This window comes from Staphylococcus sp. AntiMn-1 (assembly GCF_001663395.1).
GTDB lineage: Bacteria > Bacillota > Bacilli > Staphylococcales > Staphylococcaceae > Staphylococcus > Staphylococcus equorum.
On the sequence record NZ_CP012968.1, the window covers coordinates 1502210 to 1516656 of the forward strand.

Here is a 14447-nt window from a genome sequence, read left to right on the forward strand (position 1 = left end):
TTACCTCATATACATTGTTCATTTACACGTAAAAGTACACACTTATTGAACATAAATTTTTACATTCTATTACTATATCAGATTGATACTTTTAAATCAAGCTTTCGTGCTTCTTAAAATGTAGTAACCTTTGTCTTTTGCTAAGACTTCTACATTGTTAAAAGTGTCTTGCATTTTTTGCTTTGCTGATGGCATGCCTTGTTTTTTTTGAATTACGACATACAGCGCGCCACCTTGCTTTAATACCTTATATGCGTCTTCTAAAATGCTGTGAACGACTTTTTTTCCTGCTCTAATCGGTGGATTAGTCAGCATAAAATCATAAGCGTCGGCTTCTACCTGCGATAAACCATCACTTTCTTTGATTTCCACGTTGTCTATACGGTTCTTTTTTCTGTTTTTTCTTGATAATGATAGTGCACGCTGATTAACATCAACCATCGTCACTTCATGATGTGGGGAAGTTTTTGCAATCATTAAACCGATAGGGCCATAACCACAACCAACATCCAAGATGCGTTTAGTAGGGCCAGGAGGATATGCTTTCAAAAAAGTTTTTACTAATAAATCTGATCCAAAGTCAATCTTTCCTTTTGAAAAGACGCCTGAATCTGTTACTAGCTCTAATTTACAGTTATCGTAGGAGTACGTAAAAAGCAACTCATCACTTTCTACTTCAGGATTTTCATCATAATAATGACTCATGACTACACCTCTTTTAATCTAATTCTTCTTAGATTAATACTATACCCATGTTATATGTCACATTGTGGTCGAACCACAGTAACGACCATAGATATAGATCAAATAAGAGAAAACCCCGTTATACTAATAACGGGGTTTTCATTTCTCAAAGATTTCAGATAAAATACATTTCACTTAAAATCAGCGTACCGAAGTAGCGATGCATTAAGCTGCTTGTATCATCTTCACTATATAATTATTAACTGTTAGACAGCAAAAATTATTTGATTTCTACTGTAGCGCCAGCTTCTTCTAAAGTTGCTTTAAGTTCTTCAGCGTCTTCTTTAGCTAGTCCTTCTTTGATTACTTTAGGAGCATCGTCAACTAAACCTTTAGCGTCTTTTAATCCAAGACCAGTTGCTTCTTTAACAGCTTTAACAACTTTGATTTTAGATGATCCAGCTGATGTTAATTCAACGTTGAATTCAGTTTGTTCAGCTTCAGCGTCTCCGCCACCTGCTGCGCCTGCTGCTGCTACTGGAGCTGCTGCAGTTACACCAAATTCTTCTTCAATTGCTTTTACTAAGTCGTTTAATTCTAAAACTGACATTTCTTTGATTGCTTCAATGATTTGTTCTTGATTAGCCATTTTAATATTCCTCCATTAATTGTTATTAGTTTATGCGCAATTATTCAGCGCTTTCTTCTTTTCCTTCTTGTTCTTCTCCAATTGCTTTAACCGCATAAGCGAAGTTGCGTACTGGAGCTTGTAATACTGATAAAAGCATAGAAACAAGACCGTCGTGTGATGGTAATGTACCAACAGTGTTAACTTGCTCTGCTGAGATAACATTGCCTTCCATAACACCTGTTTTAACTTCTAATGCTTTATGTTCTTTAGCGAATCCCGCGATTACTTTCGCTGGAGCAACTACATCTTCAGTTGAAGTTGCGATTGCTGTAGGACCTACTAAGAATTCGTTTAACCCGTCAATACCAGCTTGTTCAGCTGCACGGCGAACCATAGTGTTTTTGTAAACTTTATACTCAACACCAGCTTCACGTAATTGCGAACGTAATTCAGTTACTTCAGCAACGCTTAGACCACGATAGTCAACGATAACTGTAGATACTGAGTTTTTAAGTTGTTCTGCAATGATATCAACTTGTTGTTGTTTTGCATCGATGATAGCAGACATTTAGACACCTCCATAGATTTAGTTTGGTGCTTTTTATCTTGAGTTATTGTCCTTATAAACATTACTCAATAAAAAAAGCACTTTCTACCCGTGGCAAAAAGTGCTTGAAAGATCTAAATTCTTCACGTTCAAGTCAATTTTAGCCTCGGCAGGATATAATTTTAAGTTATCACTAACTCCTACTGTCTTAGGTAAAATAATACATTAACCAATATAACTGGTTTCATGTGTTATGTCAATATTTATTTAAGGCTGAAAGCAAGACTTTCAGCCTTAAAATATTTTATGTTAAAAATTATAGTTTAAAGCCTGATGTGTCAACTTTAACTCCAGGACCCATTGTTGTTGTTACAGCAACAGATTTGAAGTAAGTACCTTTAGCTGATGCAGGTTTTAATTTAGTTAAAACGTCTTGTAAAGTTCTGAAGTTTTCAACTAATTTTTCAGTATCAAATGATGTTTTACCAATTGATGCATGAACGATACCTGATTTTTCAGCACGGTATTCAACTTTACCAGCTTTGATTTCTTCAACTGCTTTAGTAACATCCATAGTTACTGTTCCAGTTTTAGGGTTTGGCATTAAACCTTTAGGTCCTAATACGCGACCAAGTTTACCAACTTCGCCCATCATGTCTGGTGTAGCTACTACTACGTCGAAATCAAACCAACCTTGTTGGATTTTTTCTACGTATTCACCTTCACCAACGAAATCAGCACCTGCTGCTTCTGCTTCAGCTGCTTTTTCGCCTTTTGCGAATACTAATACACTTTGTGATTTACCAGTACCGTTTGGAAGCACTACTGCTCCACGGATTTGTTGATCATTTTTACGTGTATCAATACCTAAACGGAATGCTACTTCAACTGATGCGTCAAAGTTAGCAATGCTTGTTTCTTTAGCTAATGCAATCGCTTCTTCAACACTGTAGTGTTTTTCACGATCAATTTTGCTAGCTACTTCTTGATATCTTTTGCTTTTTTTAGCCATTTCATGTTCCTCCTTCAGTGGTTTTAGCGGAATTCCCTCCCACATTTACTTGTTTTCACAAGTTAAGAGCAGATAACAGAGAGGTTTAATTGTATTTTATCGTTGGAATGAACTTCCTTAATAAATGACATTTATTCCTCATATTACGACAATATTGAATGCTGTCATCATGTTTGTCTTTTCTGTCATCTGCTTCTATCGTCAATCTATGTTTTCATTACTAATTTTTAATTATTGAACTGTAATACCCATACTACGAGCAGTACCTTCGATAATACGCATAGCTGCTTCTTCGTCTGCAGCGTTTAAATCTTGCATTTTTTGGTTTGCAATTTCACGTACTTGATCTTTAGTTACTGTTGCTACTTTGTTTTTATTAGGTTCGCCTGAACCTTTTTCAACGCCAGCAGCTTTTTTAAGTAGTACTGGAGCCGGTGGTGTTTTTGTAATAAATGTAAATGAACGATCTTCATAAACACTAATTTCTACCGGTATGATTAAACCTACGTCTTCTTGTGTACGTGCGTTGAATTCCTTACAGAATCCCATAATATTCACACCTGCTTGACCTAATGCCGGACCAACTGGTGGTGCTGGATTTGCTTTACCTGCAGGAATTTGTAATTTAACTACTTTTTCTACTTTTTTAGCCACGATGTGCACCTCCTTGATATCGTGATGTGGTCACAGGACTCAATTTTGTCCTCCCACTCTTCTACATTTCGTGACGAAATGAACGCTCTATGAGCGCGACCACAGTATTATACCATTAACCCGTTTGATAACGCAATGGTAAAGTGTAACTTTTTTTAAAGAAGACCTTATCAATTTCATTGATTAGGTCTTCTTATGCATGAGCTTTAGCTCAGGTAATCCTCAAAACTTTTATCACTTTAGTGATTAGATATTGTTATGCATGAGCTTTAGCTCAGGTAATCCTTTTACTAGACCTTATCAATTTCATTGATTAGGTCTTCTTATGCATGAGCTTTAGCTCAGGTAATCCTCAAAACTTTCATCACTTTAGTGATTAGAGGTTCTTAATGCATGTAAAGTGGCTCTTCTCGCTTTAGCGAGATTAGTGCCACTTATGCAAGTGCCTTAGCACTTGTAATCATTTACAGTTTTTCAACTTGATCAAATTCTACTTCTACTGGTGTTTCTCTACCAAACATGTCTACGAGAACAGTAAGTTTGAATTTATCAGCCTCAATTTCTTGAACTTCGCCAACTTGATTAGCGAATGGACCTGATTTAACTCTCACTTGTTCACCTAAATCTAATTGAACATCAATTGTTTTCTCTTTCATGCCCATTTGTTTAAGAATGAAACGTGCTTCATCTGGAAGCAATGGGTTAGGTTTAGATCCAGAACCAGCCGAACCAACAAATCCTGTTACGCCAGGTGTATTTCTCACAATATACCATGACTCATCTGTCATCACTAATTCAACTAATACATAACCAGGAAATGTTTTTTTAGTTAATGTTTTGGCTTTACCATCTTTAACTTGTGTTTCTTCCTCTTCCGGTATAACTACTCTGAATATTTTTTCTGTCATATTCATAGATTCAACACGTTTTTCTAAATTCTTTTTAACTTTATTCTCATAACCAGAATAAGTATGCACAGCATACCAACGCTTTGCGTCAACTTCTTCAGACATGTCGTCACTCCTATCTATTTAATTAACTCTATAATTCTACCAATTCCTAAGTCTAAGGCATAGAAGAACACTAAGAAAAATACTACTGTAGCTACAACAATGACTGTGTACTTAAATAATTCTTCTTTCGTTGGCCAACTTGTCTTTTCCATTTCTGACTTTACGCCTTGGAAGAAATTTTCTTTTTTAGCCATTAACAAGACCTCCGTATTATTTCGTTATTCCTTATTTGCTTATTCCATACAACAAATCAAGCAAATACAATACTCTCAACTTAGTTGGAAAGATATATTCACTCAACTGATTACTTAATATGTCATCTTATTATTTTGATTCCTTGTGCATCGTATGTGCATTACATCTCGTACAATGTTTTTTTAATGTCATTCTAGATGTAAGGTTACTTTGTTTCGGAACATTATAATTTCTACTGCCACAGACTTCACAATTCAGCGGTACTTTTTTCATTAGACTTCACCTTACTCATTATAATACCAATCTACTATACAGAACTTCTGAGTCAATTGTCAATTGTCAGCAATCCATTCAAACATGCTATTTTCGTGATACTGGCACTACATACAACTTGGTTTCAATACATATTTTCATTTTTCCAAACAACGTCTTATCTTTATTTTACAACGATGTATGGCATTGTAAACTACTTTGGTGTTTAAATTTAAAATTTGTGCAATTTCCTGTGGTTTATAGTCTATTAAAATATAACTTATAATACGTTGTTCTAAATCGGTTAGTCTTTTCAAGCACTGCTTTAATTGCGAAGATATTTCCCGTGCAATGATGTATTTGTCTATAGGTTGTTCAGATTTTGAATTATTATAAGTAACTATAAATTCATTCACAAGCACTTCTTGACGGCGTTGTGTATACATTTTTTTGCGTATATAATCATTTTTTACATTTTTTATGACGCAATTGACATAATGTTCTAAAGGCGTCGCTTCTGTAAAATCAAAACGGCTTAACACACTATACAATTTCAAAAGTACTTCTTGGCATAAATCTTCTTTGTCACTCGGGTGAACTGAAAAATGATTTAATCTTTTATTAATCAATGGTGTCATTTCATCAATAATTTGTTCCACATCAATTTCATTTTGTAATCGATTCTTCGAATAAGTTGTACATTCTTTGTTGTGAATTCTATCAAACATGTCCGTAATCCTTTCCTTAAAGTAAGCATAGGATACAGAGTTTGCTATAAAAAAATCAAGGTGCAAAATAGTTATTTGTGATTATCTCCGCGTCTTAATTTTTCAAATTCTTTAAGAATCTCATGAGAGAGCTCGATTCGTGTTCGTGGCTTTTGTTCGTTGAAGCCATCGAGCTCTTTAGATACAGATACTTCGTTCTCTCTTAAGTCTCTCCACATCTCTCTTGAAGATATACGATAAGCTCCCGCACCGAATATCGCATGCTGTTCACTCATATCACTCGTGACAACCGTAATATGTCTAGTATGTTTCTCGTATAAATCATAGACATAACGTTCTATATAACTGTCTGCCGTTTCTTTTTCTTTTGTGAATATCGTTTTAACCCCGTGGTACATATATTCTGTAGGTGGGCCGGATTGTTCATAAGCATCAAAAACGCAGACAACTTCATCAGCTATTACAGCATTGTAATTCGCTATAGCTGTAAGTAATTGATCACGTGCTTCCTCGAGATTGTCTTTTGCTATTCGACTTAAGTCCTGCGATTGCCCTATCATATTATAACCATCAATGATTAAGTAACGATCCTTCATCTCTTATCTCCAATCTGATGACGTTTGCGGTAAACCTCATACATCATCAGACTTGCTGCTACTGACGCATTTAAACTATTAACATGACCAACCATAGGAATATTGATATAGAAGTCACATTTATCTTTTACTAAACGGCTCATACCTTGTCCTTCGCTTCCAATCACAATCGCTAAAGGCATAGCTGCATCCATTTCTCTATAATCCGTTGAATTCTCCGCTTCAGTACCAACAACCCAATAACCATTGTCTTTTAAAGTATCAATCGTATTAGCTAAGTTCGTCACACGAATAACAGGTATGTGCTCTATTGCACCTGTAGAGGCTTTAGCTACCGTTTGTGTTAGTGCAACTGAACGTCTCTTTGGAATGATAACTGCATCCACACCTGAGGCATCAGCCGTTCTTAAAATCGATCCTAAATTATGCGGATCTTCTAAACCATCTAGTATAAGTACTGTAGATAATTTGTCTTGTGCTTTTTGCGTAACTAAAAATTCGTCGAAATCTGCATATTCATATGGTGCAATATATGCTGCAATCCCTTGATGAGGTGACTCTGACAATCCGTCTATTTTAGATTTCGGCACTGTTTGTACAATGATTTTTTGGCTATTTGCTTTTTTTAAAATTTCATTTATTTGACCTTTTTTGATAGTATCTTGAATTAAAATCTTATTAATTGTATGTCCTGAGACAATCGCTTCTTTAACTGCATGGCGACCGACTATAACTATCTCTTCCACAGTACCACTACCTTTCATCTACATTTTTTACGATACATTCTAACAATGATGTTAAACGTTCATGTTCTTTTTCTAGATATAAAAAACCAATGACGGCTTCTAATCCTGAACTTTTACGATATGTTTGTATATCTGTATTCTTCGCTTTTGTATAACTTTTAGCATTTCTACCGCGACGCACAATATCTTGTTCACTTTCAGTAAACCAATTGTTTTCCATTAAAAACTCAAGTGTCTCTGCCTGACTCTTAGCAGACACATAGCGTTTTGCTTCTTGATGTAATCGGTTAGGTTTAGCTTTCAATTTCAACACGATATATTCTCTCACGTGTTGATCTAAAACAGCATCGCCCATATATGCCAACGTCAAAGGATTCAATAATTTGTTATCCATATTAGCCACGTTTAAATCTCACACCCTGCGCTGTATCTTCTAAAATAATATTTTGTGCTTTTAAGTCATCACGAATTTCGTCTGCACGCGCAAAGTCTTTATTTTGTCTCGCCTTGTTTCTTTCTTCTATTAACGCTTCGACTTGTTCATCTAAAAGCATGTCGCTCTCTTTACCTTTAAGTGGCACACCAAGTACGTCGCTGAAAATTTCATATACTTGTTTAAAGCGTTCAATTACTGTTGTAGAAGTAGTGTTTTCTAAGATGTATTTATTAGCTAGTTTTGCTAAATCATACCATGCAGTAATTGCATTGGCTGTATTAAAATCATCATTCATTACTGTTTCAAATTGTTTTAAAATATCATCAATTGCTTCTACATATGCAGATTGATCTTCAATATTTGTCGCAATCGCTTCACGTTCTTCAATCGCTTGATAACTGTTACGTACACGCTCTAACCCACTCTTAGCTGCTTCAACAAGTTCAACATTATAATTAATTGGACTTCTATAATGTACACTGATCATAAAGAAACGTAATACATCAGGGTCGATTTGTTTTATAATATCGTGAACAAGCACGAAATTACCTAACGACTTACTCATTTTTTCATTATCTATGTTGATAAATCCATTATGCATCCAATAGTTAGCAAACGGTGCATGGTTATGTGCTTCTGATTGTGCAATTTCATTCTCATGATGAGGGAATTGTAAATCTGTGCCACCCGCATGAATATCAATTGTTGCTCCTAGTTCATGATATGCCATTACAGAACATTCAATGTGCCAGCCTGGTCTACCTTTACCAAATGGACTATCCCAGCTTATTTCTTCTGGTTTTGCTTGTTTCCATAATGTAAAATCCAAAGCGTCTTCTTTTTGTTCACCTTGTTCTATACGAGCGCCTACCTTCAAATCATTCAATGATTGATGACTTAATTTACCGTAGTCTTCAAATTTACGTGTTCTGAAGTATACATCGCCACCGCTTTCATAAGCATTGCCTTGATCTACAAGTTCTTTAATAAACTTAATAATATCATCCATATGGTTCATGACACGTGGATTAGATGTTGCTTTTTTAACGTTTAGTGCACCTACATCTTCGTAAAAGGCATCGATATAACGATCTGCTATCGTTTCTACAGATTCACCTAATTCTTTAGAACGCTTGATTAATTTATCGTCAACGTCAGTAAAGTTCGACACATATACCACTTCGTATCCTTGATATTCGAAATATCTTCTTACCACATCGTAATTAATTGCAGGTCTTGCATTACCAATATGAATATAATTATATACTGTTGGTCCACAAACATACATTTTAACCTTACCTGGCTCAATAGGCTCAAACGTCTCTTTTTGACGTGTTAACGTATTATATAATGTAATCATCTTGTATCTCTCCATTTCTTGTTTTCTCAAGTTGTTTTTCTAATTCTTTCAATTGTTCATAAACAGGATCTGGTAAGTTACGGTGATCGAACGTTTTACCAATACGTCTACCATCTTGCTTAACGATATGACCCGGTATACCTACGACTGTTGAATAACTTGGTACAGAATTTAACACAACTGAGTTTGCTCCTATGTTCACATTCGAATCAATTTTAATATCACCTAGTACTTTGGCGCCCGCAGCTATTAATACATTGTCCCCTATATCAGGGTGACGTTTACCTCGTTCTTTACCAGTACCGCCTAATGTAACACCTTGATAAATCGTGACGTTATTTCCTATATTACATGTTTCTCCAATAACAACACCCATACCGTGGTCAATAAATAAACGTTTGCCTATTTTAGCCCCAGGATGTATTTCAATACCTGTGAAAAAGCGTGCAACTTGCGAAATTAATCTTGCTAATATATATTTCTTCTTTTTATATAATTCATGCGCAATCAAATGACTCCACACTGCATGTATACCTGCATAAGAAGTGACAACTTCCAATGTAGTGCGCGCAGCTGGGTCTTGTTCAAACACCATGTTTACATCATCTTTTATTCTTTTCAATATCTTAAACAAGGTTGCTACCTCCTTATTAAAAAAGCACCTCTAACTGACTTGTTAGAGGTGCTTTGCACGGTTCCACTCTTATTTTTAAATATAAGTTGATTATCTTAACCATAAGTATGGTTAAAAATATAAAACAACTTATCTTCACTCATTAAAGTTTATTTAGTTCATTAACACAAAGGTGCATTCAGCAATTTCAGTGGTGTGCTCACAGCAACCGCACACTCTCTTGACACATTTCATCGCTTACTAATCCTAAGGCCATTTCAATTTTAATAATAGGTGGTTCGATGTAATTTTTCAAGTATTTTCATCTTGAGACAATATCATCGCACGCAACCCTCTTTATTTAACGTAGTTTTTCAAACGTAGTAACACTTTTTCTTTACCTAATACTTCAATTGTATTTGGTAATTCTGGTCCATGCATTTGGCCTGTTACAGCAACACGAATTGGCATGAATAGTTGTTTGCCTTTAATACCAGTTTCTTTTTGAACTTCTTTGATTGTTTTTTTAATTTCTGCCGCTTCAAATGGTTCAAGTGCTTCTAACTTTCCATATAAGTGGTTCATTAGTTCTGGCACTTGTTCACCCTCGATGATTTCTTGTTCATCGTCACCTAAAATTTGTTCGTCACGGAAGAATAGCTCAGATAAAGGAACGATTTCTCCAGCATAACTCATTTCTTTTTGATAAAGCGCAACAAGTTTACGACCCCATTCCAAATCTGCTTCGTTTGGATTTTCAGGTAGTAATTCTGCTTTGATAAGGTGTGGTAAAGCTAATTCGAATACTGTTTCAGTATCTTTTTGTTTCATATATTGGTTATTCACCCATGCTAATTTTTGCTTGTCGAAAAATGCAGGTGATTTAGATAAACGTTTTTCATCGAAGATTTTAATGAATTCTTCTTTAGAATAAACTTCTTCTTCGCCTTCTGGTGACCAGCCTAACAGTGTAATAAAGTTAAATAATGCTTCCGGTAAATAACCTAAATCACGATATTGTTCGATGAATTGTAGAATTTGTCCGTCGCGTTTACTTAATTTTTTACGTTCTTCATTAACGATAAGTGACATATGCGCAAATCTAGGCGCTTCCCAACCAAACGTTTCATAAATCATTAATTGTTTTGGTGTATTAGAAATATGATCATCGCCGCGAATAACATCTGAAATTTCCATGTAGTGATCATCAATAGCTACTGCAAAATTGTACGTAGGTACACCATCTTTTTTAACAATAACCCAGTCACCCATATTATCTGAATCAAATGAAATTTCACCTTTAACCATATCTTCAAAAGTGAACGTTGTGTCTTTAGGAACACGGAAACGAATGGCAGGTTGACGACCTTCTGCTTCGAATTGTTGACGCTCTTCTTCAGTTAAGTGTGCATGTTTCCCACCATAACGTGGCATTTCTCCACGTTTGATTTGTTGTTCACGCTCAGCTTCAAGTTCTTCTTCAGTCATATAACATTTATACGCTTTGTCTTCATCTAATAATTGCTGAATAAGCGGATTATAGATCTCGCCACGTTCTGATTGGCGATAAGGGCCATAACCTTTATCTTTATCGACAGATTCGTCCCAATCGATGCCTAACCATTTTAAATTATCAAATTGTGAAGATTCGCCATCAGTTAGATTACGTTTACTGTCCGTATCTTCTATACGAATTACAAAATCTCCATCATAATGTTTAGCAAATAAATAGTTGAATAATGCAGTTCTTGCATTACCGATATGCAAATAACCTGTTGGACTTGGGGCATATCTAACTCTTACACGATCACTCATTATGTTCACTCCCGTTTTTAATATTAATTAGTAATGTTTTTATAGCGTTTTATGTTTCATCACTTGTTACGTTCATACACACATCAAAAAAAGCTGAACGTGTATCAACTTAACTTTATGTCGTTAACAATAATAATGACGCTCAACCATTAATAAGTTTGTTATTCTACGCTTATTAATAATACCATAGCTTATAATTTTTAAAAGTATCACTATCCAAAAAACTGTGTACTTTCACACACATGCTACACACTCGTCATTCCTTTTATAGTAATACAATTTCGCTATCTATTGTAGCACTTTAAAGCTTAATATGAAATCACTGTGCTTAAATCCAAAGTGATCAGCACACAATTTTTATAAAAATTATATTCAACTATCAAAAAAAGGTTTCATGTGAAACTGTAACAATTTTAGCTACATTTCATATAAAACCTTTAGTAGTTTATTTAATTAATCTTTTTTGCAAAAATAATTCTTCCTGATGACGTTTGTAATAAACTGATTACTTCTAAATCAATATACTCACCGATATGTTTCTTGGCATTATCTACAACAACCATTGTTCCATCATCTAAGTATCCAACTGCTTGTCCTGATTCTTTACCCATTTTAGTAAGTAATAAGTTAAAACGGTCACCTTGATGTACTGAAGGTTTAATCGCTTCGGATAAATCATTAACATTTAACGCTTGAATACCTTGCACATGACACACTTTATTGAGGTTGAAATCAGTAGTGATAATATGCGCTCTGTAGTGCTGTGCTAACTTAATTAACATTGCATCGATGTCACTATGAGACTTCGTCGGATGAATAATACGCGTAGGATGATTAGTATCATATAGTGAATTCAAAATATCTAACCCTCGTTGACCCTTTTCACGTTTCACACTGTCATTTGCATCAGCAACAACTTGCAATTCATTGATGACACCTTGTGGTATGAGTATTTCACCATCAATAAAACCACACTCTATAATATCTAAAATGCGACCATCTATAATAGCACTTGTATCAATAATTTTTGGCACTGCATTACGTGCGTTAATAGACATCGAGCGCGCCATATTTTCCGGGAAGAATAATAACATTTCATCACGTTTGCGTAAGCCAAATTGAAAACCGAAATAACCTAAAATAATTGTAACAATGATTGGCACAAAATGGTTCAACACATTATTACCTATAATTTGAAAAATAAATGATATCATAACAGAAATAACTAAACCGATCATCAGTCCAATTGTAGCAAACAAAATTTCTACAGCACTTTGACGCATTATAGTTTGTTCTAATTCTTTCAACGATAATGTCGCTTTTTTAATAAACCAACCAAAAATTAAAAAGAAAATAACAATACCAAGTAGTCCATTGAAATAGTTATTAGTTAATAACATATAATCACTTAACCCAGTATCCACAGCAATTTCTGGAATAAGGTATACGCCTAAACTAGCGCCTAAAATAACATAACACAAAATAACAATGATTCTTATCATGTTCAAGTTCTAACACCCCTTTCTCTATAAAGTTATACAGATTAAATGTTTTCTCATCTGTAAATTTTGGGAATTTAATTTATTGTTTTGTCAAAGCGTATTTTAAGGCTTCGTGAACACTTTTCACGCCAATGACCTTAATATCACTAGGGAATTGCCATCCGCCAATATTGGATTCTGGAATAATAATACGTTTAAATCCGAGTTTCTCTGCTTCCTGTACACGTTGCTCTATACGAGATACGCGTCTCACTTCTCCAGTCAGTCCAACTTCTCCTATAAAGCAATCTAAACCATCTACTGTTAGATCTTTAAAGCTTGAAGCAGTTGCCACAATGATACCTAAATCAACAGCAGGTTCTGTTAATCTTACACCACCTGCAACTTTAATATACGCATCTTGTTGTTGCAGTAAATAATTTTCTTTTTTCTCCAAGACTGCCATCAACAGACTCAAACGATTGTGATCAATACCCGTTGCCATCCGTCTAGGATTATTAAATGTCGTTGGCGTAACAAGAGCTTGAACTTCTATGAGTAAGGGTCTCGTGCCTTCCATTGTAGAGACGATAGTCGAGCCAGGCACATTTGTCGAACGTTCTTCTAAAAACATCTCGGATGGGTTTTTAACACCTTTCAATCCGCTTTGTTTCATTTCAAAAATACCCATTTCATTTGTAGAACCAAAACGGTTTTTCACCGCTCTCAAAATACGATATGCATGGTGTTCGTCACCTTCGAAATAAAGTACTGTATCTACCATGTGTTCTAATAAACGTGGACCAGCAATTTGACCTTCTTTTGTTACATGTCCCACAATAAATGTTGCAATATTCATTTGTTTAGCAATGTTCATTAAGCTTTGTGTACTTTCTCTTACTTGAGACACTGAGCCTGGTGCTGAACTAATTTCCGGATGGAATATCGTTTGGATTGAGTCAACTACAAGTAAATCCGGTTTTAATTGTTTTACTGTTTCGTGAATGACTTCTAAATCAGTTTCTGCAAATACATTAAGTTCGCTTGAATCTTCATCCAATCTTTCAGCTCTTAGCTTAGTTTGATTTAATGATTCCTCACCTGTTATGTATAAGACGTTATGCGATTGTGATAGTGCCGCACATATTTGTAATAGTAATGTTGATTTCCCTATACCAGGGTCTCCACCAATCAATACGAGCGAACCATTAACGATACCTCCGCCGAGCACACGATTAAATTCGTCTGACTTGGTTTTAACACGTGGTGTCGTTTCTTGTTTAATTTCATTTAACTTCTGTACTTTTGAAACGTTGTCGCGATCACGACTGCGCACGCCATGTTTTGGACTTGCCGCCTTTTGCTCAACAATTTCTTCCATTTGGTTCCAGCCACCACAATTTGGACATTTACCCATCCATTTTGCGGACTGATAACCACATGCCATACATTCAAAAACAACTTTCTTCTTGGCCACTATTGCACCTCCATCTTTCATTGAACAAATCTATTTTATACCTCAACCTGTTTAAAAACAAATTTTAATCTTATTTAACTCACTGCGGTCTTTACGATTAGTCTTTTCAATTACATTTGCTCATACCTGTCTCTAACTTCACTTACATTAAAGCTGTTTTTATAAAATACCATGCATAGATATATACTACCAATAATATTATAAATT

General features: G+C 35.1%; 17 protein-coding genes and 1 other annotated feature. All 17 genes read right to left on the reverse strand.

The window, feature by feature from the left end:
* Positions 1-96: 96 nt before the first annotated feature.
* The 17 genes from AOB58_RS07390 to radA all read right to left on the reverse strand — a co-directional run bounded on the left by AOB58_RS07390 (position 97) and on the right by radA (position 14240).
* Entirely contained in the window at positions 97-705 is a 609-nt protein-coding gene (locus tag AOB58_RS07390; protein ID WP_064783204.1) for a class I SAM-dependent methyltransferase, read from the reverse strand.
* Between the two features lie 259 nt (positions 706-964).
* On the reverse strand, positions 965-1333 hold the full coding sequence (rplL, locus tag AOB58_RS07395; RefSeq protein ID WP_002508571.1) for a 50S ribosomal protein L7/L12: 369 nt from the start codon (positions 1331-1333) through the stop codon (positions 965-967).
* A gap of 40 nt (positions 1334-1373) precedes the next feature.
* Positions 1374-1883, reverse strand: coding sequence for a 50S ribosomal protein L10 (gene rplJ, locus AOB58_RS07400; RefSeq protein WP_002508572.1), 510 nt, complete (start codon positions 1881-1883; stop codon positions 1374-1376).
* A gap of 62 nt (positions 1884-1945) precedes the next feature.
* Positions 1946-2093, reverse strand: a sequence feature (ribosomal protein L10 leader region).
* Between the two features lie 85 nt (positions 2094-2178).
* Complete coding sequence (rplA, locus tag AOB58_RS07405; RefSeq protein ID WP_002508573.1) at positions 2179-2874, reverse strand: 50S ribosomal protein L1; 696 nt, start codon at positions 2872-2874, stop codon at positions 2179-2181.
* Positions 2875-3105: 231 nt separating this feature from the next.
* Positions 3106-3528, reverse strand: a complete 423-nt coding sequence (rplK, locus tag AOB58_RS07410; protein ID WP_002508574.1) for a 50S ribosomal protein L11 — start codon at positions 3526-3528, stop codon at positions 3106-3108.
* A gap of 464 nt (positions 3529-3992) precedes the next feature.
* The gene (gene nusG / locus AOB58_RS07415; protein WP_002508575.1) at positions 3993-4541 is read right to left on the reverse strand and encodes a transcription termination/antitermination protein NusG; all 549 of its coding nucleotides are present in this window, start codon (positions 4539-4541) and stop codon (positions 3993-3995) included.
* Between the two features lie 14 nt (positions 4542-4555).
* Positions 4556-4735: a preprotein translocase subunit SecE gene (gene secE / locus AOB58_RS07420; protein ID WP_002484168.1), complete on the reverse strand. Its 180-nt coding sequence runs from the start codon at positions 4733-4735 to the stop codon at positions 4556-4558.
* 130 nt (positions 4736-4865) lie between these two features.
* On the reverse strand, positions 4866-5009 hold the full coding sequence (gene rpmG, locus AOB58_RS13330; protein ID WP_071561860.1) for a 50S ribosomal protein L33: 144 nt from the start codon (positions 5007-5009) through the stop codon (positions 4866-4868).
* A 137-nt stretch (positions 5010-5146) separates the two neighbouring features.
* Positions 5147-5716 carry a sigma-70 family RNA polymerase sigma factor gene (locus AOB58_RS07425; RefSeq protein ID WP_002508577.1) on the reverse strand — a complete coding sequence of 190 codons (570 nt, stop codon included), beginning with the start codon at positions 5714-5716 and terminating at the stop codon, positions 5147-5149.
* A gap of 71 nt (positions 5717-5787) precedes the next feature.
* Entirely contained in the window at positions 5788-6312 is a 525-nt protein-coding gene (locus AOB58_RS07430) for an NYN domain-containing protein (protein ID WP_002508578.1), read from the reverse strand.
* Positions 6309-7058 (reverse strand): 23S rRNA (guanosine(2251)-2'-O)-methyltransferase RlmB, encoded by a 750-nt coding sequence (gene rlmB, locus AOB58_RS07435; protein ID WP_002508579.1) that lies wholly within the window; start codon positions 7056-7058, stop codon positions 6309-6311. The genes AOB58_RS07430 and rlmB overlap by 4 nt, the downstream gene beginning before the upstream one ends.
* A 7-nt stretch (positions 7059-7065) precedes the next feature.
* Complete coding sequence (locus tag AOB58_RS07440) at positions 7066-7452, reverse strand: Mini-ribonuclease 3 (protein ID WP_002508580.1); 387 nt, start codon at positions 7450-7452, stop codon at positions 7066-7068.
* A 1-nt stretch (position 7453) separates the two neighbouring features.
* Positions 7454-8854: a cysteine--tRNA ligase gene (gene cysS / locus AOB58_RS07445; RefSeq protein ID WP_002508581.1), complete on the reverse strand. Its 1401-nt coding sequence runs from the start codon at positions 8852-8854 to the stop codon at positions 7454-7456.
* Positions 8838-9449 (reverse strand): serine O-acetyltransferase, encoded by a 612-nt coding sequence (gene cysE / locus AOB58_RS07450; RefSeq protein ID WP_230456586.1) that lies wholly within the window; start codon positions 9447-9449, stop codon positions 8838-8840. The genes cysS and cysE overlap by 17 nt, the downstream gene beginning before the upstream one ends.
* Positions 9450-9824: 375 nt before the next feature.
* A complete protein-coding gene (gltX, locus tag AOB58_RS07455) occupies positions 9825-11282 on the reverse strand; it encodes a glutamate--tRNA ligase (RefSeq protein WP_002508583.1) in 1458 nt (485 codons plus the stop codon).
* 449 nt (positions 11283-11731) lie between these two features.
* Complete coding sequence (locus AOB58_RS07460; protein ID WP_021339719.1) at positions 11732-12790, reverse strand: PIN/TRAM domain-containing protein; 1059 nt, start codon at positions 12788-12790, stop codon at positions 11732-11734.
* A 73-nt stretch (positions 12791-12863) separates the two neighbouring features.
* The gene (gene radA / locus AOB58_RS07465; protein WP_002508585.1) at positions 12864-14240 is read right to left on the reverse strand and encodes a DNA repair protein RadA; all 1377 of its coding nucleotides are present in this window, start codon (positions 14238-14240) and stop codon (positions 12864-12866) included.
* Between the last annotated feature and the right edge of the window lie 207 nt (positions 14241-14447).

Bases quoted from the DNA above. Each gene is read 5' to 3' on its own strand.
- AOB58_RS07390 (WP_064783204.1), bottom strand. From the start codon at position 705: ATGAGTCATTATTATGATGAAAATCCTGAAGTAGAAAGTGATGAGTTG.
- rplL (WP_002508571.1), bottom strand. From the start codon at position 1,333: ATGGCTAATCAAGAACAAATCATTGAAGCAATCAAAGAAATGTCAGTT.
- rplJ (WP_002508572.1), bottom strand. From the start codon at position 1,883: ATGTCTGCTATCATCGATGCAAAACAACAACAAGTTGATATCATTGCA.
- rplA (WP_002508573.1), bottom strand. From the start codon at position 2,874: ATGGCTAAAAAAAGCAAAAGATATCAAGAAGTAGCTAGCAAAATTGAT.
- nusG (WP_002508575.1), bottom strand. From the start codon at position 4,541: ATGTCTGAAGAAGTTGACGCAAAGCGTTGGTATGCTGTGCATACTTAT.
- secE (WP_002484168.1), bottom strand. From the start codon at position 4,735: ATGGCTAAAAAAGAAAATTTCTTCCAAGGCGTAAAGTCAGAAATGGAA.
- rpmG (WP_071561860.1), bottom strand. From the start codon at position 5,009: ATGAAAAAAGTACCGCTGAATTGTGAAGTCTGTGGCAGTAGAAATTAT.
- AOB58_RS07425 (WP_002508577.1), bottom strand. From the start codon at position 5,716: ATGTTTGATAGAATTCACAACAAAGAATGTACAACTTATTCGAAGAAT.
- AOB58_RS07430 (WP_002508578.1), bottom strand. From the start codon at position 6,312: ATGAAGGATCGTTACTTAATCATTGATGGTTATAATATGATAGGGCAA.
- AOB58_RS07440 (WP_002508580.1), bottom strand. From the start codon at position 7,452: ATGGATAACAAATTATTGAATCCTTTGACGTTGGCATATATGGGCGAT.
- cysS (WP_002508581.1), bottom strand. From the start codon at position 8,854: ATGATTACATTATATAATACGTTAACACGTCAAAAAGAGACGTTTGAG.
- cysE (WP_230456586.1), bottom strand. From the start codon at position 9,449: ATGGTGTTTGAACAAGACCCAGCTGCGCGCACTACATTGGAAGTTGTC.
- gltX (WP_002508583.1), bottom strand. From the start codon at position 11,282: ATGAGTGATCGTGTAAGAGTTAGATATGCCCCAAGTCCAACAGGTTAT.